Origin of the sequence: Bradyrhizobium sp. PMVTL-01 (assembly GCF_051861855.1) — a bacterium.
Lineage (GTDB): Bacteria > Pseudomonadota > Alphaproteobacteria > Rhizobiales > Xanthobacteraceae > Bradyrhizobium.
This window is the reverse complement of record NZ_CP193982.1, coordinates 2,626,851-2,651,818: the sequence shown is the minus strand read 5'-3', so window position 1 is coordinate 2,651,818 and position 24,968 is coordinate 2,626,851. Positions and strand designations below refer to the sequence as shown.

The 24,968-nt window shown below is 60.1% G+C and carries 19 protein-coding genes and 4 pseudogenes; 12 read left to right on the top strand and 11 right to left on the bottom strand.

All coding sequences use genetic code 11. The features are described from left to right. Nucleotides 1–74 precede the first annotated feature (74 nt). Nucleotides 75–143, bottom strand: a pseudogene (locus ACRQ5Q_RS11955) (cupin domain-containing protein); the annotation flags it as partial. 335 nt (nucleotides 144–478) lie between these two features. Between ACRQ5Q_RS11955 and ACRQ5Q_RS11950 the strand changes: the two are divergent. The 7 genes from ACRQ5Q_RS11950 to ACRQ5Q_RS11920 all read left to right on the top strand — a co-directional run bounded on the left by ACRQ5Q_RS11950 (nucleotide 479) and on the right by ACRQ5Q_RS11920 (nucleotide 9,134). Continuing rightward, a complete protein-coding gene (locus ACRQ5Q_RS11950) occupies nucleotides 479–1,357 on the top strand; it encodes a GNAT family N-acetyltransferase (RefSeq protein WP_439397942.1) in 879 nt (292 codons plus the stop codon). A 593-nt stretch (nucleotides 1,358–1,950) separates the two neighbouring features. After that, nucleotides 1,951–3,921, top strand: coding sequence for an AMP-binding protein (locus tag ACRQ5Q_RS11945; protein ID WP_439397940.1), 1,971 nt, complete (start codon nucleotides 1,951–1,953; stop codon nucleotides 3,919–3,921). Continuing rightward, nucleotides 3,918–4,703: an ABC transporter ATP-binding protein gene (locus ACRQ5Q_RS11940; RefSeq protein ID WP_439369857.1), complete on the top strand. Its 786-nt coding sequence runs from the start codon at nucleotides 3,918–3,920 to the stop codon at nucleotides 4,701–4,703. Before ACRQ5Q_RS11945 ends, ACRQ5Q_RS11940 begins: the two co-directional genes overlap by 4 nt. 9 nt (nucleotides 4,704–4,712) lie before the next feature. Continuing rightward, nucleotides 4,713–5,642 (top strand): branched-chain amino acid ABC transporter permease, encoded by a 930-nt coding sequence (locus ACRQ5Q_RS11935; RefSeq protein ID WP_439397938.1) that lies wholly within the window; start codon nucleotides 4,713–4,715, stop codon nucleotides 5,640–5,642. Nucleotides 5,643–5,657: 15 nt separating this feature from the next. Continuing rightward, complete coding sequence (locus tag ACRQ5Q_RS11930) at nucleotides 5,658–6,785, top strand: branched-chain amino acid ABC transporter permease (RefSeq protein WP_439369860.1); 1,128 nt, start codon at nucleotides 5,658–5,660, stop codon at nucleotides 6,783–6,785. Beyond that, nucleotides 6,767–8,221 (top strand): ABC transporter substrate-binding protein, encoded by a 1,455-nt coding sequence (locus ACRQ5Q_RS11925; RefSeq protein ID WP_439397937.1) that lies wholly within the window; start codon nucleotides 6,767–6,769, stop codon nucleotides 8,219–8,221. Before ACRQ5Q_RS11930 ends, ACRQ5Q_RS11925 begins: the two co-directional genes overlap by 19 nt. A 70-nt stretch (nucleotides 8,222–8,291) precedes the next feature. Then, nucleotides 8,292–9,134 carry an ABC transporter ATP-binding protein gene (locus ACRQ5Q_RS11920; RefSeq protein ID WP_439369862.1) on the top strand — a complete coding sequence of 281 codons (843 nt, stop codon included), beginning with the start codon at nucleotides 8,292–8,294 and terminating at the stop codon, nucleotides 9,132–9,134. Nucleotides 9,135–9,423: 289 nt separating this feature from the next. Here the strand turns inward: ACRQ5Q_RS11920 and ACRQ5Q_RS11915 are convergent. The 4 genes and pseudogenes from ACRQ5Q_RS11915 to ACRQ5Q_RS11900 form a co-directional block, all read right to left on the bottom strand. Next, a pseudogene (locus ACRQ5Q_RS11915) lies at nucleotides 9,424–9,630 on the bottom strand (P-type conjugative transfer ATPase TrbB); the annotation flags it as partial. Then, nucleotides 9,555–10,043, bottom strand: coding sequence for a hypothetical protein (locus ACRQ5Q_RS11910; protein ID WP_439369863.1), 489 nt, complete (start codon nucleotides 10,041–10,043; stop codon nucleotides 9,555–9,557). The gene ACRQ5Q_RS11910 and the pseudogene ACRQ5Q_RS11915, both read right to left, overlap by 76 nt. Before the next feature lie 245 nt (nucleotides 10,044–10,288). Then, nucleotides 10,289–11,485, bottom strand: coding sequence for an FMN-dependent L-lactate dehydrogenase LldD (lldD, locus tag ACRQ5Q_RS11905; RefSeq protein WP_439375667.1), 1,197 nt, complete (start codon nucleotides 11,483–11,485; stop codon nucleotides 10,289–10,291). Between the two features lie 112 nt (nucleotides 11,486–11,597). Continuing rightward, nucleotides 11,598–12,482 carry a LysR family transcriptional regulator gene (locus ACRQ5Q_RS11900; RefSeq protein WP_439369865.1) on the bottom strand — a complete coding sequence of 295 codons (885 nt, stop codon included), beginning with the start codon at nucleotides 12,480–12,482 and terminating at the stop codon, nucleotides 11,598–11,600. Nucleotides 12,483–12,612: 130 nt separating this feature from the next. On the opposite strand from ACRQ5Q_RS11900, the gene ACRQ5Q_RS11895 reads away from it, so the two are divergent. Continuing rightward, nucleotides 12,613–14,496, top strand: a complete 1,884-nt coding sequence (locus ACRQ5Q_RS11895) for an FUSC family protein (RefSeq protein WP_439397935.1) — start codon at nucleotides 12,613–12,615, stop codon at nucleotides 14,494–14,496. 989 nt (nucleotides 14,497–15,485) lie between these two features. Continuing rightward, a complete protein-coding gene (locus ACRQ5Q_RS11890) occupies nucleotides 15,486–16,004 on the top strand; it encodes a hypothetical protein (RefSeq protein WP_439397933.1) in 519 nt (172 codons plus the stop codon). Nucleotides 16,005–16,155: 151 nt separating this feature from the next. Here ACRQ5Q_RS11890 and ACRQ5Q_RS11885 read toward each other — a convergent pair whose 3' ends face one another. Both ACRQ5Q_RS11885 and ACRQ5Q_RS11880 read right to left on the bottom strand, forming a co-directional pair. Beyond that, on the bottom strand, nucleotides 16,156–16,710 hold the full coding sequence (locus ACRQ5Q_RS11885; protein WP_439397931.1) for a hypothetical protein: 555 nt from the start codon (nucleotides 16,708–16,710) through the stop codon (nucleotides 16,156–16,158). A 2-nt stretch (nucleotides 16,711–16,712) separates the two neighbouring features. After that, complete coding sequence (locus ACRQ5Q_RS11880) at nucleotides 16,713–17,573, bottom strand: hypothetical protein (RefSeq protein ID WP_439397929.1); 861 nt, start codon at nucleotides 17,571–17,573, stop codon at nucleotides 16,713–16,715. A 283-nt stretch (nucleotides 17,574–17,856) separates the two neighbouring features. Here ACRQ5Q_RS11880 and ACRQ5Q_RS11875 point away from each other — a divergent pair, with 283 nt between their 5' ends. Further along, complete coding sequence (locus tag ACRQ5Q_RS11875) at nucleotides 17,857–18,150, top strand: hypothetical protein (RefSeq protein ID WP_439397927.1); 294 nt, start codon at nucleotides 17,857–17,859, stop codon at nucleotides 18,148–18,150. Between the two features lie 800 nt (nucleotides 18,151–18,950). Next, nucleotides 18,951–19,781, top strand: a complete 831-nt coding sequence (locus tag ACRQ5Q_RS11870; RefSeq protein WP_439397926.1) for a polysaccharide deacetylase family protein — start codon at nucleotides 18,951–18,953, stop codon at nucleotides 19,779–19,781. A gap of 123 nt (nucleotides 19,782–19,904) precedes the next feature. Here ACRQ5Q_RS11870 and ACRQ5Q_RS11865 read toward each other — a convergent pair whose 3' ends face one another. The 3 genes from ACRQ5Q_RS11865 to ACRQ5Q_RS11855 form a co-directional block, all read right to left on the bottom strand. Next, nucleotides 19,905–22,376 carry a putative bifunctional diguanylate cyclase/phosphodiesterase gene (locus ACRQ5Q_RS11865; RefSeq protein WP_439397924.1) on the bottom strand — a complete coding sequence of 824 codons (2,472 nt, stop codon included), beginning with the start codon at nucleotides 22,374–22,376 and terminating at the stop codon, nucleotides 19,905–19,907. A 355-nt stretch (nucleotides 22,377–22,731) separates the two neighbouring features. Then, a complete protein-coding gene (locus ACRQ5Q_RS11860; protein WP_439399796.1) occupies nucleotides 22,732–23,061 on the bottom strand; it encodes a phosphoenolpyruvate hydrolase family protein in 330 nt (109 codons plus the stop codon). Further along, nucleotides 23,054–23,749, bottom strand: coding sequence for a Tm-1-like ATP-binding domain-containing protein (locus ACRQ5Q_RS11855; RefSeq protein ID WP_439397922.1), 696 nt, complete (start codon nucleotides 23,747–23,749; stop codon nucleotides 23,054–23,056). Before ACRQ5Q_RS11855 ends, ACRQ5Q_RS11860 begins: the two co-directional genes overlap by 8 nt. 421 nt (nucleotides 23,750–24,170) lie before the next feature. On the opposite strand from ACRQ5Q_RS11855, the pseudogene ACRQ5Q_RS11850 reads away from it, so the two are divergent. Then, nucleotides 24,171–24,360, top strand: a pseudogene (locus tag ACRQ5Q_RS11850) (ATP-binding protein); the annotation flags it as partial. A 365-nt stretch (nucleotides 24,361–24,725) separates the two neighbouring features. On the opposite strand, the pseudogene ACRQ5Q_RS11845 reads toward ACRQ5Q_RS11850, so the two are convergent. Further along, nucleotides 24,726–24,964: pseudogene (locus ACRQ5Q_RS11845) on the bottom strand (HAMP domain-containing methyl-accepting chemotaxis protein); the annotation flags it as partial. Between the last annotated feature and the right edge of the window lie 4 nt (nucleotides 24,965–24,968).

Here is a 24,968-nt window from a genome sequence, read left to right as displayed (position 1 = left end):
GGCCGCTCTGAATCTCGTCAGATGGTGCCTCGTAAGTCGAATATTCCAGCGCCGGCTCTGCCCTCGGCCTCGCCTCAGTCATAATGGCAGACGTAGATCTTTCGCACGGTCTCGATCGTGCGCCAGATCCCAACAAAGCCAGGAAATGCCATCGGTGCACGCCTCTGCCTGGCTTGGCGCGTCGACGACGCCCGGAAAAGCGACTAGCCTCGCAAGATCTTCTTGAGCATTCCCGCCGCCCAATCTTTCCTGCGCAGCTTGCCGAACATTCGAGAGGGTAGCTGCGAGCCGGAGCTTTCCCTGCCGAATCAAACTGCAAGACAGGCCGAAGATTTCGAAATGAAGGCCCAAACAGGGGAAACCTGCTGGGATTCCGTGCGATAGTGCGGCGAAATACGCCTGCTGCCCTATCGTGGTGGGAGGAAAAAGGCGCGATGTGCGAGAGATTGGCATCCCCCGAAGGAATGGACGAGTCGAGATGGGACGAACGGTACGCGTGAAGTCCTTTGAACTGACCGCGAAAGACATCAACGACATTGATGTGACGCTGCTCCACGCCCTCTCGACCGGGGTTGGCTGGCCCCATCGGCCCAAGGATTGGGATTTCCTACGCCGCGCAGGTCACGGCATCGTAGCCGTTGATGGCATTGGACGCGTCTTCGGCAGCGCGATGTGGTTCCCACATGGCCGCGAATTCGCAACCATCGGCCTGGTGATCACATCGCCCCGAACCCAGGCTCAGGGTACTGGCCGCTGGCTCATGGAACAGGTGTTCGAGCGGTGCGGCGACCGCAATTTGAGCCTCAACTCGACCGATGCCGCATATCACATGTATCTTTCGCTGGGCTTCACGAAGGAAGCCACCGTGTATCAGTGGCAGGGCGAGTTCGTGTCGCCGCCCCCGCCGGTGCCGGCTCTGGACGGCGAATTGAGCTCGCTGTCCAGCGAGAATATCGAAGAGATCGCAGCACTGGATGAACGCGCGTTCGGCACCAACCGTCAGAGGCTGCTGGCATTGCTTTGCGAAGGCGCGTCAATTTGCGTCCTGCGCCGCGGCGGAGAGACCGTCGGTTATTCGATGAAGCGCGAATTTGGGCGCGGTCATGTGATCGGCCCCATCGTCGCCAGCAACGATTGTGACGCGATCCATCTTACGGCCGTGCATCAAAGGGACCTCGCGGGAAAATTCGTCCGCATCGATACGCGGGAGCAGACGGGCCTGTTTGCCGAGTTTCTTCAACAGAGCCGCCTCGCCATGAACGACACAGTCACAACCATGTCCAAAGGACGTCAATTCCTGAACCGAAAGGAAAACGAGCCGTGGGTCTACGGATTAGCCGGTCACGCCTTAAGCTGAAGAAGTGAATCCGATCGACGCGATGGCGTCCCTTGCGACCAGCGATATTGCCTGCGCCCCGCGCCGCCAACCACGCGTTCTGTGTTTCAACTCATTCGTACAACGACCCGAGCGCTTCGGCACTGGCGCATCCGTGAACGCGCAGGCTCAGCCATCGACGATCGCCCGCACCTGATGACACGCTTATCCGACGCGTTGCACGCCGTGCCGTAGGACCATCAAAAGCGTCGCACGAGACCCGCTTTGCGCTGCCGCCAAATTTAAAAAAGCCCCTGCGGGCCAATCGTTTAAGGGTGGTGGGCGACCCGGGCTGAACCTGGGACCCGCTGATTAAGAGGCGCGAAGAGCGCGCTCCATCGCACCGCAACATAAATCTGGACGTTTGAGTCTGCATCGGTATTAGCGACCGGCATCCCAATGCCACCGCGTCGGCCGCCATGACGACTTGGCGCGGCAAACGAGGGCTTGTAGGACTTTTGATCCGTTGTAATGTTGGAACATGCGGACATTCGCATGGCTGCTTCCCGAAAAGGGCGCGGAATCACCATAAGCAGGCGCGAACCAACGCGCCGGTTTTTTGGATCGAGACCGACATGGCCTGTGGTGGATCGTTCGATACGTTCCCCAAATTGCTCCTGCGAAATGCAGCACGGTTCGGCACGCGTCCGGCGTTTCGGCACAAGGATCTTGGCATCTGGCAGACCTGGACCTGGGCCGAGGTGGCCGCAATCGTACGTGCTTACGCCGCGGGCCTGTATCGACTTGGCGTGCGGCAAGGAGACAAGGTCGCTGTCGTTGGCTCCAATCGGCCGAAACTCTACTGGACCATCATGGCAGCGCAGGCGCTGCGAGCGATTCCGGTTCCGGTTTATTCGGATGCGGTGGCTGACGAACTTGCTTTTGTTCTCGCTCACGCCGAGGCAATGTTTGCGGCAGCACAAGATCAGGAGCAGGTCGATAAGATCCTCTCGGTATCCGACCGAGTGCCGGCTCTGCGGAAGATCTTCTATGACGAGCCGCGCGGCCTTGACGACTACGATCACAGCCGATTGATCGCAATTCACAACGTTGTCGAAGACGGCTGCGCAGCGCTTGCGGCCGACGCAGCGCTTGGTGGCCAGATTGATGAATTCATCCGCAAAGGCGACGACTCTGACATTGCGGTCATCCTCTATACTTCTGGAACGACCGGCACATCGAAGGGCGTTGTATTGTCGACGCGAGGCTGCATTGATGCGGCGACAGATACCACCAGGTTCGACAGACTGACCGACCACGACGTAGTGTTCGCCTATCTGCCGCTGGCCTGGGTTGGCGATCATTACCTCAACTATGTGCAAGGCCTTGTCGCTGGTTTCTGCATGGCGTGTCCCGAGAGCGGCGAAACGATCGAGCAGGATAGACGTGAGATCGGGCCGACCTTCTACTTCGCCCCGCCGCGCGGTTTCGAGGCCATGCTGACGCGGGTCATGATCCGCATGGAGGACGCTGCGCCCATCAAGCGGCGGATGTTCAACTACTTTCTCGGCATTGCGCGCCGATATGGCGAACAGATTGTGACCGGGAATCCGGTGCCGCTGTCAGGCCGGCTGCTCTACGCGCTCGGGCGCTTGCTGGTCTACGAGCCGCTCAAGAACGTCCTTGGCCTGTCCCGCGTTCGCGTCGCCTATACTGCCGGCGAAGCCATCGGTCCGGATCTGTTCGCGTTCTACCGCTCGATCGGACTGAACCTGAAGCAACTCTACGGGCAGACCGAGGCGTTCCTCTATGTGACGTGCCAGCCGGATGGTGAGATTTACTCCGATACGGTTGGTCCGGCAGCGCCGAACGTCGACATCCGGATTACGGAATCGGGCGAAGTGCAGTTCCGCTCGCCCGGCATGTTCATTGGATATTTCAAGGATCAAGCGAAGACCGCGGAGGTCATGACTTCCGACGGTTACGTGAAGACCGGCGATGCGGGCTTCTTCGACGAGAAAACCGGACATCTGAAGATCACCGATCGTGCGAAGGACGTCGGCCGGCTGGCCGACGGCACGATGTTTGCGCCGAAGTATCTTGAGAACAAGTTGAAGTTCTTTCCTAACATCAAGGAAGCGGTCACTTTCGGCGACTCCAGGGAGTTCGTTTGCGCCATGCTCAATATCGACCCGACCGCTGTGGCGAATTGGGCCGAACGCAACAACATCGCCTACGGTTCCTATCAGGAGCTCGCCGCGCATCCGCTGGTCTATGATATGGTGGCGAAAGATATCGCCGAGGTGAACCGATCTCTTGCCAGGGAAAAGGTGCTGGCGGGGGCGCAGATCCGCCGCTTTCTTATTTTGCACAAGGAGCTCGACGCCGACGACGGCGAATTGACCCGTACGCAGAAGGTGCGCCGCCGGTTCATTGCCGAACGCTATGCACCGCTGGTCACGGCGCTCTACAACGGCTCGCACGAAGCCGACATTTCCATCGAGGTCACTTTTGAGGATGGCCGCAAGGGCACGATCGCGGCGCGGGTCAAGATTCGCGACACGCAAGCAATTGGTTCTGCGGATTCTCTGGGGAAGGCCGCATGAGAGCGCCGGATACCAACGAAATCCTGCTGCAGGTCGAAGGCGTATCGCTGGCCTTCGGCGGCGTTAAAGCGCTGACAGACGTTTCGTTCAACATCAGAAAGGGCGAAATTCGCGCGATCATCGGCCCCAACGGCGCCGGCAAGACCTCGATGCTCAACGTCATCAACGGCTTCTATCATCCTCATCATGGCGCCATCACCTTCAAGGGGCGCACCCGGGCCGAAATGCAACCCTTCGAGGCAGCCCGCGGCGGCATCGCGCGCACCTTTCAAAATGTCGCCCTGTTCAAGGGAATGAGCGCGCTCGACAACATCATGGCCGGCCGCACGCTAAAGGTGCGCCGGGGCCTGTTCTGGCAAATGCTGCGCTACGGTCCTGCGCGGGCAGAGGAACTCGAGCATCGGCACCGGGTCGAGCAGATCATCGACTTCCTGGAGATCGAGGCGATCCGCAGGGTGCCGGTTGCGCGTTTGCCATACGGCCTGCAGAAACGCGTCGAACTTGGTCGCGCTCTCGCGATGGAGCCCGACCTTCTTCTCCTCGATGAGCCGATGGCGGGCATGAACCTTGAGGAAAAGGAGGACATGTCGCGGTTCATCGTCGACGTGAACAACCAATACGGCACGACGATCGCGCTGATCGAACACGATATGGCCGTGGTTATGGATCTCTCGGATCGGGTGGCGGTGCTCGATCACGGCGTCAAGATCGCCGACGGCACGCCCGACGAGGTAAAAAACAGCCAAGCCGTCATCGAAGCCTATCTTGGCGTTGCACATTGAGGAGCGTTCGTGATCGCATTGGGCCAATTTCTGGAAGTTCTGATCGGCGGATTGTTGTCCGGCGTGCTCTATTCGCTGGTCGCGCTCGGCTTTGTGCTGATCTTCAAGGCATCCGGTGTGTTCAATTATGCGCAGGGCGCAATGGTATTGCTGGCAGGGCTCGCACTGGTTCGCACCCTCGATCTCCTGGTTGCCAGCGGCTTTCCTCCTTGGGCTGCGATCGTCCTCGGCATCGGCTGTGCCGCAGTGATCATGGCGGCAACGGCTTGGCTGATCGAGCGGTTCGTGATCGGACCTCTCGTCAACCAGGACGGGCTCACGCTGTTCATGTCCACGATCGGCGTGACATTCGTCATCGAGGGCGCGTCGGAGATGATCTTCGGGTCGGATGTCTACCCGTTGCGGCTGTTCCCGACGGACGCCTGGTTTGTGCTCGAGGATCTCTTCCCGGGTGGAATTCTGATCAACAAGCTGGATGTCTGGGGCGCGTTGATCGCCGGCATCCTGGTCGCCGGCCTCGCGATCTTCTTCCAGCGCACCAAGACCGGTCGCGCACTCAGAGCGGTGGCCGACGACCATTTGGCCGCGCATTCAGTCGGTATTCCGATCAGTTGGATCTGGTTCGTGGTCTGGCTCGTTGCCGGTCTCGTTGCGCTGGTCGCGGCGACCGTGTGGGGTACCAAACTCGGCGTGCAGTTCTCCATCACCTTCCTCGCGCTTAAGGCTCTGCCGGTTCTGATCATCGGGGGCCTCACCTCCATTCCGGGAGCCATCATCGGCGGGCTCATTGTAGGGGCGGGTGAGAAGATTGCCGAGGTGTATTTGGGGCCGTCCATCGGCGGCGGCATCGAATATTGGTTTGCCTACGTGCTGGCGTTAACGGTGCTGCTCGTGCGGCCGCAAGGGCTATTCGGCGAGAGGATCATCGAACGCGTCTGAGATGAGGAGTTCGTTGTGCTTTATCGCGAGGCTGGCCAGTTCAAGACGACCTACGCAGAGGACATGGCGATCTTCCCGATCCGTCAGGACCGTATTGCGCTGGCGATCTTGCTTGGTCTCGCGTTCATTGGCGTGCCGTTGTTGGCGACCCTCCATATCTGGCCGTTCGGCAGCGACTATCTGCTGTGGGCCATCTTGCTGCCCTTCCTAATCCTGTCGCTCGCGGCGATCGGCACGAACGTTCTCGTCGGGTATTGCGGCCAAATCTCGCTGGGCAGCGGCGCATTCATGGCCATCGGCGCCTATTCCGCCTACAAGCTGGCAGTAGGTGTTCATATCCCGCTTGCCTGGTTTGGCTTCGCGATCTCGATCCCGCCGTTGCCCGTGCTGGCATCCATTCTGCTTGGCGGGCTCATCGCGGCGGGGGTCGGAATCCTGTTCGGCATTCCCAGTCTGCGGATCAAGGGCCTCTACCTGGCAGTAGCAACGCTCGCGGCGCAGTTCTTCTTCGATTGGGCTTTCCTCCGGATCCCGTGGTTCACCAACTACGCCCCGTCGGGATCAGTCAATGCGCCGGAGCTGGATTTCTTCGGTCTGGTCGTTCGCACGCCGGTCGAGCGCTATCTGCTGTGCCTGCTCTTCGTGACCGTGATAGCGGTTTTGGCGAAGAATCTCGTTCGCGGAAATCTTGGCAGACAATGGATGGCGATCCGCGACATGGATATCGCCGCCGAGCTAATCGGTATCCGGCCGCTCTATGCAAAGCTCACGGCTTTCGCCGTCTCTTCGTACATCGTCGGCGTGGCGGGGGCGCTTTGGGCGTTCGTCTACCTGGGCTCATGGGAGCCGCTTGCGTTCTCGATCGACCGTTCACTGCAGCTTCTGTTCATGGTCATCATCGGCGGGCTCGGATCGATAATGGGTTCGTTCGTCGGGGCGGCCTTCATCCTCATCGTGCCGATCATGCTAAATCTGATTCCAACCGAGCTCGGCGTGCCACTGTCGACGCAAACGATCACTCATCTCGAGTTCATCATCTTCGGATCGCTGATCTGCTATCTTCTCATCAAAGAGCCCCAGGGCTTCGCCCGGCTGATAACGATTGGCAAGGAGAAGCTGAGACTTTGGCCGTTTCCCTATTGAGGAGCGATCGCGCCTGGATCGCCACGCAGATGCGACCGCTGGCTGAGGAGGAAGGAAACAAATCCCCCGGACGGAAAAAGAGGGGCTCAAAGGAGGAGGATATCAAGATGGCAAGTACTGCACGGAATGTATTGATACTGGTGGTGGCCGCCCTGTCGGGCGCGGCGTTCACCGCACCGGCTGCAGCGCAAAACGAGCAGTTCGTCCCGATTCTGTCCTACCGGACAGGACCGTACGCTGTGAATGGCGCCCCATATGCGAACGGCGTTGCCGACTACTACACCCTGGTCAACGAGCGCGACGGCGGCATCAACGGCGTCAAACTCCTGGTCGAGGAATGCGAGACCGGTTACGCCACCGACAAGGGCGTCGAGTGTTATGAGCGTCTCAAGGGCAAGGGGCCGACCGGCGCGGCCTTCATCAATCCGCTGTCGACCGGCATCACCTTCGCCCTCACCGAAAAGACGGAGGCGGACAAGATCCCGATCATCACGATGGGGTACGGCCGTGCCGACTCAAAGAACGGTGCGGTGTTCGCGTACAACTTCCCATTGCTCGGCACCTACTGGTCCGCGGCCGATATCGCGATCCAGCACGTCGCCAATGAGCTGGGTGGGTTCGATAAGCTCAAAGGCAAGAAGATCTCGCTGCTGTATCACGACAGCCCGTACGGCAAGGAGCCGATCCCGATGCTGCACGTGTTGGCAAAGAAGTACGGTTTTGAGTTTACTCCGATCCCCGTGACGCACCCCGGCGTCGAACAGAAATCGCAATGGCTGGCGATCCGCCAGAACCGGCCGGACTATGTCCTGGTCTGGGGCTGGGGCGTCATGAACAGCACGGCAGTCAAGGAAGCGGCGGCCGTTGCTTATCCGCGCGACAAGATGATCGGTGTCTGGTGGTCGGGTGCAGAGCCGGATGTCACGCCCGCAGGCGATCAGGCCACAGGCTACAAGTCGCTGATGCTGCAGCATGGCGCAGGTAAGTTTCCCGTGCACGCTGACATAGCGAAATACGTCTACGCCAAGGGTAAGGGTTCAACAGAACCTGGCAAGGTCGGCGAAGTTCTCTACAACCGTGGCGTGGTTAATGCCATGCTCGGCGTGGAGGCGATCCGCAAGGCGCAGGAGAAGTTCGGCCACAAGCCGCTGAAGGGTGAGCAGGTCCGTTGGGGCCTCGAGAATCTCAATCTCTCTGATGCACGCATCAAAGAGCTCGGCTTTGAGGGAATGTTGAAGCCGATCAGGATCTCCTGCTCCGACCACGAGGGCACGCGTGACGGGCGCGTACAGCAGTGGGATGGCAAGACCTGGAAGGTGATCTCCGACTGGTACACGGCTGACGAATCGCTCATCGACCCGCTCGTCGCCGACGTTTCCGCGAAGTATGCCGCGGACAAGAAGATCCCGCCGCGCGATTGCGCGAAGGAAAGCTGAGGCATGTGAGCGATCCGGGAGCAGGCTTTGGCTCCCGGATTCCGGCCACCCTGCTTGGAAAGGTTTGCGCGTGTCAATTTCCAAGGTCGTTGCCACGGCGACGGAAGAGGCAGCTCCGGTTCTGTCCGTCAACAATATCGAGGTTGTCTACGATCACATCATCCTCGTGTTGAAGGGCGTATCGCTGGCGGTCCCTCGGGGCGGCATTGTCGCGCTTCTCGGCGCCAATGGTGCCGGCAAGACCACGGCGCTGAAGGCGATTTCCAATCTGCTGCATGCAGAGCGCGGCGAGGTCACCAAGGGCTCGATCTTGTTCGACGGCGTCGAGGTCCAGTCCCTGTCGCCAAACGATCTGGTGCGGCGCGGCTGCATTCAGGTGATGGAGGGGCGGCGTGCCTTCCCTCATCTTACGGTCGAAGAAAATCTCCTGACCGGCGCTTTCACGCGCAGAGACGGCAAGTTGGCGATCACGCAGGATCTGGAGCGAGTCTATGCCTATTTCCCCCGTCTCAGGGAGCGGCGAGGTTCGATCGCCGGCTATACGTCGGGCGGCGAACAGCAGATGTGCGTGATCGGACGTGCGCTGATGTCGCGCCCCAAGATGATCCTGCTCGATGAGCCCTCGATGGGCCTCGCGCCGCAGATCGTCGAAGAAATCTTCGAGATCGTGAAGGATCTCAACATTAAGGAAGGCGTCTCCTTTCTTCTCGCCGAGCAGAACACCCATATGGCGCTAAAATACGCGAGCCACGGCTATATCCTCGAAAATGGTCGCGTGGTGATGGACGGCGAGGGACGGACGCTCGCTGCAAATGAGGACGTCAAGGAGTTCTACCTTGGCGTCGCTGGTGACAAGCGAAAATCATTCCGCGATGTGAAGCACTACAAGCGTCGCAAGCGCTGGCTCGCTTAGTCGAGGACCTGAGTGATCGAAGCGATTTGGTCGGGGGATTCGCGCCGAACCGGAACGATGTCCGTTCGCGGGTGATTGCCGCGCGGCGCTGTACAGCCGATGCCCCGGTTTGTCGGAATGGCTCGCGCCATCAGCCGTAAGTGCTTGATTTTAATGGTGGGCGCACCAGGGCTCGAACCTGGGACCCGCTGATTAAGAGGCGCATGAATTGCCAGCAGAATCAACGACCATTCCGACAAGTGTACGGTTTAACCAGCATTGAACCTGCAATTGGTTTCGCTCTTGTCGGAATGGCGCGATAGATGCGCACTCCATCGGGAGCGGACATCATTTGTCCTGTGTCCGTCAGAGGATTCGCTAGTCGGTCGACCCACAGCCGGCCATCAGGGTTGAGCATCAGTTCAACAATCGCCGGATCGTTCAGAAAGCGCGCGATCGCCGGTCCGAGCACGTGCGAAGTTGCTGACTCCGGAGCGCCTCGAATTCGTCGCGACATGCTTCGCTGAAGTTGCGAAGAATATCGCCCTTTTTTGACTCGAACAGCTCCCGAACCTTTACATTCGTAACCGCAACCGCCGGCTCGAAAAGCGTATCTATGACCCGAGCAAGCACATGTTCGGCAGCCGAAAGAACTTCAGGCGAGGACATAACACGCATGCGGCTTATCTTCTCGTATAGAACGGTCAGTGAGCCGACATCGGGTTTATCGTGCTGGAGCGCATCCGCGAAGCACTTGGAGGCGATTTCAATGAATTCCTTGTAGAGGTCCTGGCGGCGCAGCCTGTCCTGGACCAGCCATCGGGCGCGAACCTCGCGCCGCTGAACAATCCAGGAGCCGAGAAAGGACATCGCTCCGCCGATCGAGGCCCCGCCTAAGGCCGCGGCTGCTGAAACGAACGTCGCATCCATCGTCTCACCTTTCTTCAAGAACCAAAAGCCCGAGGTGCAGGGAGCACATCAGCAGAAGCGCGGGCGAGTATCGTCAGCAGTGCCGAACCGGATGGCCTTTGACGGCTTTGAGATTTACTGCCAGAAGGTTGGCAAAAACAAAATCCGCTTTGAGCGCGCGTCGCGTGCGGCGCCTACGTGCGTCTCGATCCATCTGCTCCGACGCATGCATCCTCGCGCCCGACGGAGCAAACGGCAATCAGTCGTCACGCAGCCGCTTTCGGCAACAAACCGGGTCTGGACAGCTGTTGAGACTCGAGTTGCCTCGCTGCCGTCTCGAGGCTGGCACTTGTGATCTCGGCCGGCGATTTCGCGCCGATCAGGGTCATCGTCACCTTCATGTCGGCGGCAAGAAGTTGCAGTAGATGCGACACGCCTTGCTGGCCGCCAGCGGCGAGCGCGTAGATGTAGGCGCGGCCGAGCAGGACGCCCTTGGCGCCCAGCGCAAGCATGCGCACGACGTCAAGGCCGGAGCGAATTCCGGAATCGGCTAGCACGGTCAGCTTGTCGCCCACCGCGTCGACGATGGTGGGCAGCGCGCTCACCGTTGGCATGGCGCCGTCCAATTGCCGGCCGCCATGGTTTGACACCACGATCCCGTCGGCGCCGAGACGAACCGCGTCGCGTGCGTCCTGCGGGTCGAGTAGCCCCTTGATGATGAGCTTGCCCTTCCAGCTGTCGCGCAGCCATTCGAGATCTTGCCAGCCGATCGACGGATCGAAGTTGGCGTCGAGGAAAGTCGTGTAGTCCGTCATGCTCATGTGACGGCGGGTATACGCCTCGATGTTTCCGAACGAGAGCGGCCGGCCTAGCAATCCCACCGCCAAGGCCCAGCGTGGGTGGGTGATGGTCTGCATATATTGTCGCAGCCTCGCGCGCGGGCCAGACATGCCCGAATGGCGATCGCGGTAGCGCGAGCCGGGGGTCGGCATGTCGACGGTAAAGACGAGCGTCTTCATGCCGACCGCCCATGAGCGCTCCAGCGCGTTGCGCATATAGCCGCGGTCCTTCAGCACGTAGAGTTGCGACCAGAGCTCGCCATCCGCACCTTCGGCGACCTCCTCGATCGGGCAGACGGATACGGTGGAAAGAGTGTAGGGGATGCCGGTCGTCGTCGCGGCCCGCGCCGCCTGGACCTCGCCGCGCCGCGCATACATGCCGGTTGCGCCGACCGGCCCGAGCGCGATGGGCATCGCCCATCTCGTGCCAAGGATCTCCGTGTCGAGCTTCGGGGCGCCGACGCCCCGGAGCACGAACTGGCGGAGCGCGATCTGCTGCAGCGCCTCGACGTTGGTCCTCATGGTGAACTCGGTGCCGGCGCCGCCGTCGATGTAATCGAACAGGAAGCGCGGCAGCGCGCGACGCGCTGCCTCGCGATAATCTGTTGGTGCCGAGATGATCATATCGTTTCTCACGTTTGTTTCGGCTGGCGTTGGCAGCCTCAATAACGGAGAAACTCGCATTCTTAAAATGAAACGTTGGACTAGGACTTAGTCGGCAAAGGAATAGCAATCGTCACTCGGCAGTTTTCTTCTTCCCGGTCATCTCCAGCCAGGCACGCGCGGCGTGGGAGAGGTAGGCGCCGCGACGCCAGATCATCGTCAATCGCCACTCGGTATCCGGTTCCGTAAGGAGCAGGGCCTTGACCCGCTGCCCACAAGCACGATCGGCAAGAATGCGGGGCAGGAAAGCGACGCCGAGACCTGACGCGGCCAGTTCGACAAGGAAGTCGACCTGGCTACTTCGCGCCGCGACGGCGGGCTCGAAGCTGTGGCGGCGGCATGCGTTGGTGATCAAGCGGTTGATCGCATACCCTTCTGCAAAGAGAAGGAAGGGCAGGTCCCGCAGCGCCGCAATATCAGTCGAGCTGGCGCGCGCGAGTGGGTGGCCCAAGGCCAGCACAGCGACGAGGGGCTCGCGTTCCACATCCTGCCATTCCAGTGCTTCCGTGTCGGGCATGAGCGCAGCGGCGAGGTCGAGATCGCCCGAGTGAACCATCTCGATGAGTTCGTCGCCGCCGTGCTCGGTCAAGCGCACGTCAATGCCCGGATAGCGTCGCCGGAAACGAGCCAGCAAGGGCGCGAAGATGCTGCTGCTCGCCACCGGCGGCAACCCGATCCGTAAGGTGCCGCGCTTCAGCCCACGCAACTCCTCGAGCGCGGCCAAAAGGTCACTGCGGTCGGCAAGGAGCTGGACCGCGCGCGGATAGACGACCTCGCCCACATCGGTGAGCTTGGTCTTGTGGCCAGTGCGCTCAAGCAGCCGTGCGCCGATCTCGTCTTCCAGCTGCTTCACGGCCTTGCTCACCGTCGATTGCGTAGCGAAGACCGTCTTGCCCGCCTGCGAGAAGCCGCCCTGGCGCACCACTTCGACAAATGCTCGCAAGGTCCGGAAATCCATTTGCTATTCCATATCAGAATAGAATGCAGTCGGAAATGTCGTTTTGACGATGGGTGGCGCGAGCCTATCAAGTGAGCGTCAGAAAACCGAGACACTGATGTGCCTACCCTCTCGACCCCCTGCCCTTTCGATGCGCCGCCCAACACGGGTGGGCCGCGCCAAGCGGTGGCTGCACACGCGCGCATTCAGCGTCCACCCAGAGCAAATCGGCATCGGCGACGGGTTCAAGGGCGCGTCGGCCGTGGCGCTGATGGTCTGCGCCGCACTCGTGTTTCGCCAGCCCGAGCTCGCCTGGAGCGCATTCGCCGCCTTCTGGACGTGCCTTGCGGACCCTGGGGGGACACGGCATGCACGGCTATGGGTGATGAGCGTCTTCGTTCTATGCGGCAGCGCGACCGCCGGGGCGGTTTCTGTGATCGCCGCACTCGGCGCGCCAGTTGCCGGCGCGGCGGTGTTCGGCATGATCGCCGTTTCCACCTTGGGCGGCCTGCGCAAGCCTCGCCTCGCGACCGTCGGCACACTCGTCGGCGTCGTCGCGGTGGTCGCGATCGAGCAGCCGGTGCAGTTCGCAGAAGCCCCACTCGTGTGTCTCCTGTTTCTCGGGGGTGGCGTGCTGACCATCATCCTCGCCTTGGGATTGCGGCCCACCAACCCCCATGATGCGGCGCGCCGGGGCATTGCCGGCGTCCTAACCGAATTGCGGGATATGACAGCTGAAATCGCGGCCTCCGGAGATGGACGACCCGATGCGGAGCAAAGCCGCTTGCGCCTTGATGCCGAGCATCGCAGGTCGGTCCGGGACGCGATCCAGCGTGCACGTGCCGCGATTGAGCACGCGGCCGCTGAAAAAGATGACAGCAGCGCGCTTGAGCTGAGAAACCTGCTCACTTCTTGCGACGGGATCTTCGCGGGCCTGATCGCGCTCAGCAATGATCCGCAGGGGCGGCGGAGCTGGTCTCGGGACTGGGTTTGCGTTCTCGCCGACATCGAGGCGGCACTCGCTGCAGCAGCCCGTCAGGTGCGCAGGGGACGTGCCGATGCAGTTGCACTCCACGGAACGGCCGCGCGCATTCGAGCTCATGCGCTGTACGAAGACGAGATCACGGCGCGCGCGATCGAGGCTGTGGCGGCCTGTATCGACGATCTCATCAAGCCCGCGGTTGCGGGCGTCGTTCCAGCGTCGATCGCGTCCGTGCTGCCTGCCGGTTCCGGATCGGCTTCCGGCCGAGAGGTCGCCGCAAACGCGCTTCGCCGCGCCACCGTGGTTCTGATTACCTATGCGCTCGGCCACGTGATTGCGTTGCCGGAGGTGCAATGGGCGACGATGGCGGCCGTGGTGGTCACGCATCCGGACGCGCAGATCTCCGGGCCGCGCATGATCGAGCGCGTGCTGGGCAGCCTGGCGGGCGGGCTGGCCGCGGCCGCGGCTGGTTTACTTCTAACCGAGCCATGGGAACTGGTCGCCGCCGTCTTGCCGCTCGCCGCTGCTGCCTTGGCGCTGCGATCCGTGAACTACACGCTCTTTGTACTTTTCCTGACGCCGCTGTTTATCCTGGTCGCGGAGCTGGTAACGCCGGGCCTGGGGCAGCTAGCCGCGACAGCGCGAGCGATGGACAATGTGTTTGGCAGTGTCCTGGCGCTTTTGGGCTGCATGGTGCTTTGGCCGGAACGCCGTTTCAATCGCTTTGCAGCACAGCTCGCCGAAGCGGTTGAGACCAATCTCCAGTTTGCGGCAGCCGTCATCTCGCCCAGTCAGGACAGGACGGCGGTTGATGTGGCCCGGCAACGCGCTGGCCTGACGAGTACCGCCGCCGAGCAGACCCTGCACCGGTTGATCATGCCGGGCGAAAGCCGAACGGCAGCGCTGGTCGAGGCACGCGCGCTCCTTGCGGCCGTGCGCCGACTGGCCGGGATGGCCACCACGCTCCACGTCACCGGCTATGCGGCCGGGCGCGATCACCTGCTAGCGCAAATGGCGGAAGTCTCGTCAGGTTACCGTCGCTCGCAAATCTGATTTGAACGGATTAGACTAGCGCCGCTGACGCTGAGCCTACGAGCCCCGCTCGACCTCCGTCGTAGCGCGCCGCGGCCATGGCACGATCTAGTTCGCGGCGCCGAGTCTCGCGCACCTTTCTTGTCGCTAACCATCAGTGTGCGGCCGGCTGGCTCAAGCGAACCAACCGCGAGTTCGTCGCTTGGCCTAGCAAGTCGTGGGAATGGCGGGGGAGAGTCGGAATCAAACCCACGATTCACCGTTACCTTCCCGATCACGCGCGCATCGAACCTCGTGAGCCATAAGGATTGTTTTCTTTTACAGCCGCTGACTCAGCCTGTCGGAATGACGAATTAACAATCTTCTATAAGTGCTTGATTTTAATGGTGGGCGCACCAGGGCTCGAACCTGGGACCCGCTGATTAAGAGACACGCTGCCAGCATTGATTTCTCAGGAGAATTTTTCCAACTGAGCCAAAATTCGACCATTACAGATCAATGGTTTACAGCGAAAAGTCCAACTGAAGGTGTGGCCTGCTACCGGCTCGACACACCAACGTGGCAGTGCTTCGAGCCGGACGATAAGAGCTCGCTAGTGACCTTGCCCCACGCATTTCTGCTCGGCTGGTTGCAGGTTTCGAGTCCTGTCCGGAATCCAAATCCTAAGATAGGACATTGAAATCATTATCGAAATAACCATTTGGCTACCTACTTTTCAGGACGTATGCTCCGGTAACAAACCGGCTTCGAGCTCTCGCTTTTCGGTAGCGTCACCCAAACAGTCGACTGCTGACATTGATGAAGCCCGCATGGACGCTCGATCACGGCCCTAAGCAAGCCAACCGAAGACCCTCAGGCCCTCATCGAAGCCAGTGCGAGATACGGCGCGTAAACTCGCGCCCGCCGAGCCGCGCAGCGCGCAGAAAGACGGCCGATGGTGAGCGATCATCGCTGATTATCGTACTGGTTGTAGTGTTAGGCTCGCTCGCATCAGTAGGCCGGGACACACGATGGTTGAGCCTTTTCGCAACGCGGTAACGACATTCACTTTCGCCACGGCCGCCGGCAGCAACGCCAAACTCGAAGCGCCCGCCCCGAAGGTGGTCGATTGCCGGATTTGCTGTGGTCGCCCGGTCATGATCCGCGGGGTTGCTGGCTGGCACCTTCATTGCGAGGGATGCGCGCGCCACGGAATGCTCATCGCAACCAAGAGCTTCGCGAGCATGGAAGAGGCAGCGGCCACATGGAACAGCGAAGAGCTAGCACAAACCAACGGCATGACTGGGCACCGCGCGCTTGCCCCACGCGAACATCCGCGCCACGCTATGGAGGAACCCAGCGGCGTCACCTTATCCGGCGAGCGGACCTCGGCCACCGTGCAACATTTGCGAGTTCATGCGTCGGCGATCGACGCCTTGCGCGCCTGGTACAAGAAGCGGGATACCGCTAACACTGTCGCGCTCTACGATGCCGCAGCAGCGCTGTTCGGGTCAGATTTCAACCAGGCCGAATACCACGAGGTCGAGTGAAGCCGCTAACGGAGAGAGAGAGAGAGAGAGAGAGAGAGGGCTACAATCTAACAAGAGGCTGGGAGCTTAATTGTTGGAAGCAAATTGGGGAAAAGCGCGGCGAACTGACCTGATCGACCCCAATGAGGTGTCGCTGACCGGGCCTTAGAGATCACTGTCCTTGATTCGCGTCATCTGCCTTTCTTAGGCTGGCACAGTAGGTGCCGTACAAATCGGCTAATTCGTACACGCCGATTGTCGTAACCAAAAACTGGAAGCACGCATAAAATTGTACCCAAAGTGCAAAGAACACGAATACCTGCAATTTCCCAACTGCATCAGTTGGCCCGAAGCTTGTCTGATCTCCAATGAAGACAACAGGGATGAACATAAAGAATGCGAGGATATGGACGACGCCGTTCCACGCTAAGATAAACAGAAAATCTCGAAACGGTGTCGTGCCGTCCCTGATCTGGCTAAGAAACTTGATGAACCGCTCACTGGGCAGCGCGATAGACAGTGCGACAGCCGTCGCGGTAAATCCGAACACCACGGTGTCGTATGGCACGAAGAAGCCAGCGAGAACGAATGGCTTCACCGTCAGTCCTGAATAGCCGACTACCAACATAGCTAGTAAGCCGCTGAGGTAGGGGTGCGTCGTCGCGACAATTCGGGTCGTGTGCTTCCGAACATTCTTGCGCCAGAATGTCCATGCCGTTTCAATCATGGTCAGCCCAATATTGTCGTCAGGAATTGGGTAAGCTTTGCTTTGATGTCGTTTAAGATGGGTACGCCTGCTTCATCGGTTTGGACGAGGGACCGGGCATGTTGAACGTGTTTCTTTGCATGCACGGTAGTTTCAGTTGTCTCGTTTTCACGAACGCCCTTCACGCTCGCATCGTCGAGGTACGGTTCCTTATCCCTTACAACGTCTTTGATGACCCGCACGATGCCCGTATTCTTCTTGAGCGTTTCATTGCGGCCGGCTTTCACACCCAGACCAACTTTATCTCCACCCGACTGCTCCGCCAAATCAGATAGTTCGGTATAGTGATCTGTCCAACTAGCGTTTGGTCGGGTCACGCGAATCTCAGCCTCGCGAATGCGCCCGAATGCATTTATTTCAGTGATGAAGTTCTCTCGGATCACGGGTGCGAAGCTAAATCCAATCTCTTTTAGATCAGTATAGTTCTCTCTAAGTATTCCCTCGATTGCCTCTGCAAGCATTGGTGCTTTCGGGCCCCGATGCGAATACTCGATAGCAGCTCGACGCTTTTGAGGAGAAACAGACAAGTGTGTCGGATGGCTGAGCATTTCGGACTTGGCCAGGGTATTTTCTCGGGTACTTCCCGTCTCGGTGTTGAGAACAAGCGCTGACTCGGACCTACCCAAGACCGATTGGATAAAATACCCGCCCTTTTCGCTCGATACGATCGGGAAGCCGAGCACCACTTCGTCGCTGAATTTGTATACCCGATCTTCCGGTCGCAGCCGGCTAAGCCTGTCGAAAAGGTCGGAATAGGTTGCCGTTGTATCGTGATGCGCATGCATAACGAAGGCTTCACATTTTCTCGGTGAGCGTTTTACCATTGCCAAATCAGCCCCAGCGTTTTCCCTTAGCGTGCCTTTTCGAAGTCACTTGCGGAGGAGCTTGTCAGCCTCAACACCCACCCATCGCGCTATTGAAGGCTTCGCAGGCGGCGTTTGGCAGGCTTGGGGTGACGTTGGGCGTCTTTGTCTTCCTCATGACGTGGTCTCCACTATCGGTTTCTCGACTTCGTCGAGCGCATGATCGGGGCACGGGGCCGTGAAGGGCCGTAAAATCAATCGAGCGAAAGAGCCGCCACTAGGATAAAAAACTGCAAGTGCGGCATTGACCAGCGAGCCTCACAGCCGGCTCGGTGGTAACAGCGATCTCGGAAACGCGAAAACGTCGTTCGATCTCGAGCGCCGCAATCGGGTCGAACTTGTTCACCGCGCCAGCGCCAGGTCATCGGCTCCGAATATCGCCTGTTCCTTCCGGCAGCGGCCGCTCGCCGTCAAAGTCATTGTGCGAGAACAGCGCTCCCATGCCGAACAGAACCATGCCGCCAATCCAGATGAGGGTGGTGGCGGTCAGATAAGTCGAAGTGCCGACACCAACCGAGCAAGAGAGTGGCTGGATTGAAGAGGAGGCCGACCATCCCCCAGGACCAAAAGAGCGCGGATAGAAAGCCCCTTCCTGCAGCCTGACGGCTTCGCAGCCGAAACGTCGGCTCCCATTGCGGCCTGCGAAAAAAGCCCATCGAACGGCGCGCCTCGGGTGCTGCTTCTTCGCGCGCTATTGGTGAGTCCCGTAGCGGTTCCCAGTTCTCGAATTGACATAAGTCCCGCGACGGTGTGACGAGCCCGACGCCCCCAAATAGCCGCCGCCAAGACTGGTAGTGGGATGTCCGCCGCCGTAGCTGACGCGCCCTCCATGTGCTCCGCGTGCGTTTGCTTCGCCGATTAAGCCGAGCAGCAGCCAGATTCAACTTCATGTTCATCCCAGCCCATTTTCGCATGTAGAAGCGCATCCGAGCGCAACCGAGGCGTAAGAACAAGATCCCATACGCGTGAAATGTGCAGCTTTATGTCGGGGATAGGTAGAGCGACGCCCTTTTTCGGCGCGACCACCGCCCTGAAAATTGACCCTCGAACCTCCAACGGACGCTGCGATGTCCGCCATCAGCCTTTCGCATCCTGCGCACTCTCGCCGGGTGCGCGCCAAGACACTGATCTTCCCAAAGACGAACAGCGATTGTCCGAGCTAAGCCGCCTACCCCCAATCAAGTCAGGCAGCGGGAGCGGTTCGAGCTGATAACGGGGCATTCGGCGACCTTTTTGCGCACGACGTAGCCTCGATGCGCCGAAATCCCGCGATGCCGATCAGATAATCTGCTGAGCGCCACGGGCCTCACCAACCGATCAAGGTCGCACTAACGCGCAATGACAGAGTTGCGTCTGCCTAGATTAGCTTTTCGCATCGTCTGTGGTGGGCTGGCGTTGCTCGCCGGTACTGCCGTAACAGACGCCTCTAGCTGCAATCGGCGCGATGCGCTCGGCACGGCGCGGCTGCTCGCTGTCGATGCCGCGCTCTTCCCGCGCGTGGGGCTGAAGAACTTTCCAGAGACGCTTCCTCTGGCGGACTATGAAGTCGTCCTCACCTTCGATGACGGACCGCGGCCGCCGAACACGGATAAGGTGCTGGCTGCGCTCGCACAGGAATGCGCGCGAGCCACGTTCTTTCTGGTCGGCCGATCCTCGGCGGAATTTCCCGAGCTCGTGCGGCGTATGGCCGCCCAGGGCCACACCGTAGCGCATCACAGCTGGTCGCATCCGGTGATGTCGAAAATCTCGTTCGAGCAGGCGAAAGACGACATCGAGCGCGGTATCGCCGTGGTCGAAATGGCGCTCAACGGTGTGTCCACCAAAATTCCCTCGACACCGTTCTTCCGGTTCCCCTACTTCGACGCGACACCTGCGACGCTCGATCTCTTGCAGGCGCGCGGAATTGTCGTGTTCGGAGCTGACCTTTGGGCGAGCGATTGGGAGAACATAACTCCAGAGCAGGAGCTCACAATCCTGATCGAGCGGCTCGAGGCCGCTCGTAAGGGCATCATTCTGCTGCATGATGCGCAGACGCGGACCGCGGCCATGCTGCCTGCGTTCCTGCGCTACCTGCATCAGAACGGGTATCGAATCGTGCATCTGGTGCCGGCTGCCGCCAAGAGCGCTGAAGCTCCATTGACGTCTTGGCACCACGCCGTCCCGCAGTGAAGGCGCGCGAGAAGTGTCGGAGATCAACTCCTGGGGCAGAGACGGCTACGGACGACCTCGTGGCCTGATCGGGTTCGATTTGCGAAGGCTCAACGTGACGAAGCTGTCCCTGCGGCACGGCGATCATGCCGCCCTGGACGCCCTTACGCCAAAGCGAAACAAGAGCTGCGCCACTTCGGCGGCTGGCTTGGCGCCGCTGAACAAAAATCCTTGCACCTCCTTGCAACCCTCGGCACGAAGCCAATCGAGCTGCTCCGCGGTCTCCACCCCTTCCGCTGTCGTCGTGATGTTGAGGCTCCGGCCGAGGCCCGAGATCGCGCGCACGATGGCCCCGCAATCGGAGCGTTTCGCCAGATCCTTCACAAAGGAGCGATCAATCTTGATCTTGTCGAAGGGAAAGCTGCGCAAGTAGCTGAGGCTCGAATAGCCCGTTCCAAAGTCATCCAGCGATATGGAGACGCCGAGCTCGCGGAGCTCGTGCAGGATCGCAAGATTTGCCTCCGTCTCCGCCAGAAACACCGATTCGGTGATTTCAAGCTCGAGCCGCTTCGGGGCCAAGCCGGAATTCGCCAGCGCTGAAATCACCACCTGAACCAGATTGCGGCTACGGAATTGGACCGGCGACAGGTTGACCGCGACCTTGATCTCTAAAGGCCACTTTACCGCCTCGTTACAGGCTTCGCGAAGCACCCATTCTCCGAGGGGCCCTATCAGCCCGATTTCCTCCGCAAGGGGAATGAACTCGGCCGGAGAGATCATGCCCTTCCCTGGGTGCGGCCAGCGGAGAAGCGCCTCAAAACCTGAGATCTTGTCGCTCGCTATGTCAACCAACGGCTGATAGTGCAGCACGAACTCGCTGCTGGTAAAGGCGCGGCGCAAATCAAGCTCCATTTCGCGGCGTCGCCGCACCTGCTGATCCATCTCCCGCTCGAAGAATTGATGCGTTCCGCGGCCATCCTCTTTGGCGCGATAGAGCGCCATATCGGCGCTACGCATCAGTTCGGCGCTGCTGGTGCCGTCGTCTGGTGACAGCGCGATTCCGACCGAGGCGCCGATAATGACTTGGTTGCCGTCAATCTCGTAAGGCGCACTCAACGTCCTGATCAGGTCGGCCGCGAATTGGCTCACATGCGTCGGCGAGGTGTTATCCGTGAGAATGATCGAAAATTCGTCGCCGCCGAGCCGTGCCGCCAGATTGTTGCCGGCCACCTTGGACCGCAGCCGGCCGGCCACTTGCTCGAGCAGGTGATCGCCGATGAGGTGGCCGAACGAATCGTTGACGTTCTTGAAGAGGTCGAGGTCGATGCACAGCGCCGCGACGCGGTTGCCAGTTGCATTAGCCCTTTCGAGCGCCTCACCGAGCCACCTCTGGTGGAGCGCGCGGTTTGCGAGGTTGGTCAACCCGTCGTGAAGTGCCATATGGGCGATGCGGGCCTCGGCTTTGCGCCGTTCGGTAATGTCGACCACCACGACCAGATAGGCCTCGCGTCCCTCGATCATGAGGCGCCGCCCAAAGGTCAGCACAGAAATCTCAGTGCCGTTAGCCTTGACATGGCGCCAGGGGTGTTCGGACTGATAGATATCGCCCGCGTCCCGCAGCGCAAGCGTATAGCTGCCCCGCTCGTCGTCTGGCCAGATCTCCTGAACTTTCATTCGCAGGAACGTCTCGCGAGCATATCCATAGTGCTGCACCGCCGCGTCATTAACCCTCACGAAGTGCATTGTCTCGGCATCTAACGCCCACATCGGCATCGGATTGCTGTCGAACAGCAACCTGAACGATGCGTCCCGGCGCTTGAAGGATGTAACGTCGGAAATGACCACGGACACGATGTCTCCGAAGGCATCGACGCGTAAGCGCATGCTCTGATCACCGCATTCGATCTCGAACTCGTCACCCAGGTCATTCGCGACCACACCGCGCAACCGCTCTATCACCTCTTGCGAACAGAGCAGATGCTCTGAATTGCCGAGGCGCTGCCACAACAGGCTGCCCTCTTCCACACCGAGGAGCCTTGCTGCTGCCTGATTGTGGTGCACGACCTGAAAATCAAATGGTCTGCCTGCGGGATCGCGAACGGTTGAGAGCGAGATAACGCCATCGTCGGCCTTGCAAAAGATTGCATCGATCAAATTGTATTCTGTAGCGCGCTCGTTGACATAGACGCCGACCAGCGTACCGCCCCAACGCGATAAGGTCGGCAGCGCCAGCACGTCGTAGGTCCGCACCATGCCGGCGTGCACGCAATGAGCGATTGCCAGATAGGGATGGTTGTTTGCAATCGCATTCGAGGCCGCCCCGGTGAGGGCTGTCGCGCAATCTGGACGCAACGCATCCAGCGGAATGTCCCAACGGCCGTCGCCCAACCAGTTCTGAGCATAGCGACCAGTGCGCGAAACGGCAAACGCGCCATTGTCACACCTGAGCAGCACAAGATGATCGGCAAGCCGCCCGAGGCTTCCCAGCAGCACATTTTCGTAACGCGGAAGCGTTTCGCCGGGCTTGAGCGCAGCCTGCCACTTGCGCCGCAGGACCGGCATGTCATTGAACAGCTTCGTATCCGATTCCACGGACTGCTTGTTGGCAGCACTCATCACACGCCCCACTGACCTAAGCTTCCTGCCCGGGCGGCATCAAATCCAGCTTGGCTTAATTCGTTCTTAAAAGACGAGAGGGTCGCGTTCGGCCCCTGCTGATCGATGCCGTTGCTTGAAACATCAGGCGCGACCTTCTTCAAGACTCATAACGCAGAAAACCCGCGGCGGTAGTGCATAATTCGACGAAAAGCGTTTGCCAGCACCACTGTGACGACGAGAATCTTCGAACGAATGATTTGACCGTCACTATCGACGAAGGAGCGCTCGTCAGTCGCGCGCGAAATTTTTGTCGGATGTCCGATTTGTACGACTACCATTTGCCGACGGCGCAGGCGCCAGCATTTCCTCAACGTTAGTTGCGCTTGAAAGCCCGTCCAGAAGCGCATCGAGATCGAGCCGCCAGGGATCCCATGCCTCGACGCCGCCTATGACAGGCCACGGACGAGACCACGTTGCGAATTTCTGCCGCAAGCTCCAGCGTGCGCGCGTTTGAATCACCGATACGGCTGGTTGGGAGCCCCATGAGCCGCGAGAACCCGGTAGAGTAGACCACAAGCATATCCGCCGCACCCAGCACGGCACATTTTGCTACGAGACCGCAGCTGCTAGCCGCAGCGAGGATCGTTTTTCCTTCCGCGACCTGACGTGCAATCTTCGAAAGAATTTCGGTTCGCTCAAACATCGGCACGGGATGAACCTCCTTGACCCAATTGTTTCAGGAGCCACGTGACGGCGGCCTCAGCGAATTCGGGATCGTTGATATGACAATCCAGTTCGCGGACACCGATCTCTGGCCGGAGGTTGTCCTTGACTGCATCGAGCCAGGCCTTGTCGGCATCGGCATCGCGAACGACCCCTCCCTCGCGGTCGTAATCGGACACGCCCTTGGCCGGCCAAAGCACGGTTGCCGGCCCCCGTGCTTGCGAGAGCCGCTCGGCCGTAAGCAGGCCAATAGCTGCGTTCTCCGCAGGCGTGGTGCGCATCAACGTCGTGTAGGGCGTATGGGAACAGAAGTGGCGGCCGCGAAACTGGTCAGGAACGCTGGAGGGCCGGCCAAAATTGACCATGTCGACCGCGCCGGGCGCGATGACTTGGGGGATCGATTGGCGCGATGCCGCCTTGAGCCGATCGGTCCCTGCGCTGGCCGTGCCTCCCATGAGCTCGTCGGCCAATTCCGTTGTGGTCAGATCGAGCACGCCATCGAATTCGCCGGCGGCAATCAGCTGCTCCATTTTCCGGCCACCTGCGCCATTGGCAGGAAAGACGATCGTGTCGACACTGGCCTCGGCTAGACGCGCCAGGCACTGATTTGCCGCCGGCGTCGTCACACCGAACGCCGTGATCGCGACAACCTGGCCCTTGGTGTCCAACGTGGCCACGATTGCGACCGCGCCGGAGGCCACGACCGGAAGCTGGGATAAATTACCATCCCGGACCAACCCCTGGTCGTCCGCGCAATGGTGAGACACGATCTTCCTCTCGGATCATCCTTAACAGCATGTGGTCTAGACCGGGCCGGAACGGGCTATAAGATCGGTGACGGGTGCGATTGGGTAAGATCGGGTAGATGCGTGCCCTTGTCATAGACTGGAACGACTTCCACCTTGGGTTGGGCAGCGTTTCCGTGCCATCCGGGAGTGCAGGCTGCGGGACCTCGCCTCGTCCCGGGGAGGCGCATCCAGACGTCTTTCTCCTCTGTCTTCGTGAGGATTTATAGAGTAGACGCTTTGGACTGAACGTGACGTACCCCAGCATCGGACTGCGTAGTGAGGAAGGCGTAGGTGTCCGCGGGATCTCGCCTTCGGCGATTGGCCGAGTGTGTTCGGCGACGCCAAGATGACCGCTCCGCTGCTCGATGATGCGCCCCCTGTGACATCGTCGAGATCGGAATGACAGCTGGCGATTCAAAAGCGGCAACGACGATCACGCACCGGCGCTTGGTCTCCGCAATTCCGGCCAGCTCCGACCAGCCGAGCGCTAATTAGCGCAAACAGCGCCCGCGGAGGAGGCAAAATCGGACCCGATGAGAGGTCATATTTACAAGCCGTCTGAGGGTGCGGGTCGCTTCGCATGCCGTGGTATTGGCGGGAAAAAAGAGGCCGCTGCTGGACTTCTCCAACAGCGGCTGAAGTCGAGGGAGGAAGCAGACGAGGCCCGCCTGCCAGCGGATCCCGCAATCCAGAGAAGCCAGCGATAGGCTTTTTGAGCCGAGCAGACTTCTAGGCGTGCAGTTCTCATTGGAATATGAGCTACCAACAAAGTTCAGCGTGCGCTCACATCTAGGCAGTACTTCACACGTTGTATCGTCTTCCGTACCGTTCCTCCGCATGCGCCGAAACGGCCTTGAGCTACGAGAACCGTCATCAGAAATCTCCGGACCTCGGTCTTCAGCCGCGCGCTGTCGTTGGACAGCATCTGCGCGGAGGTGAGCAGTTAACTCGAGGCCGAGCCGGTCTCCATTGCGCGGTGCTTCACGTCGGCTATGCTCGAAGCCGCTCGGCAGCCCCCTTGTGTGCCTCCTGGATATTGGAGGAGATCTCTTGCGTAGCAGCTCGTTGTTCGTCAACCGCGCACAAGATCGCCGACCAA

Bases quoted from the DNA above. Each gene is read 5' to 3' on its own strand.
- ACRQ5Q_RS11950 (WP_439397942.1), top strand. From the start codon at position 479: ATGGGACGAACGGTACGCGTGAAGTCCTTTGAACTGACCGCGAAAGAC.
- ACRQ5Q_RS11945 (WP_439397940.1), top strand. From the start codon at position 1,951: ATGGCCTGTGGTGGATCGTTCGATACGTTCCCCAAATTGCTCCTGCGA.
- ACRQ5Q_RS11940 (WP_439369857.1), top strand. From the start codon at position 3,918: ATGAGAGCGCCGGATACCAACGAAATCCTGCTGCAGGTCGAAGGCGTA.
- ACRQ5Q_RS11910 (WP_439369863.1), bottom strand. From the start codon at position 10,043: ATGGATGCGACGTTCGTTTCAGCAGCCGCGGCCTTAGGCGGGGCCTCG.
- lldD (WP_439375667.1), bottom strand. From the start codon at position 11,485: ATGATCATCTCGGCACCAACAGATTATCGCGAGGCAGCGCGTCGCGCG.
- ACRQ5Q_RS11900 (WP_439369865.1), bottom strand. From the start codon at position 12,482: ATGGATTTCCGGACCTTGCGAGCATTTGTCGAAGTGGTGCGCCAGGGC.
- ACRQ5Q_RS11895 (WP_439397935.1), top strand. From the start codon at position 12,613: ATGCGCCGCCCAACACGGGTGGGCCGCGCCAAGCGGTGGCTGCACACG.
- ACRQ5Q_RS11890 (WP_439397933.1), top strand. From the start codon at position 15,486: ATGGTTGAGCCTTTTCGCAACGCGGTAACGACATTCACTTTCGCCACG.
- ACRQ5Q_RS11885 (WP_439397931.1), bottom strand. From the start codon at position 16,710: ATGATTGAAACGGCATGGACATTCTGGCGCAAGAATGTTCGGAAGCAC.
- ACRQ5Q_RS11880 (WP_439397929.1), bottom strand. From the start codon at position 17,573: ATGGTAAAACGCTCACCGAGAAAATGTGAAGCCTTCGTTATGCATGCG.
- ACRQ5Q_RS11870 (WP_439397926.1), top strand. From the start codon at position 18,951: ATGACAGAGTTGCGTCTGCCTAGATTAGCTTTTCGCATCGTCTGTGGT.
- ACRQ5Q_RS11865 (WP_439397924.1), bottom strand. From the start codon at position 22,376: ATGAGTGCTGCCAACAAGCAGTCCGTGGAATCGGATACGAAGCTGTTC.
- ACRQ5Q_RS11860 (WP_439399796.1), bottom strand. From the start codon at position 23,061: ATGTTTGAGCGAACCGAAATTCTTTCGAAGATTGCACGTCAGGTCGCG.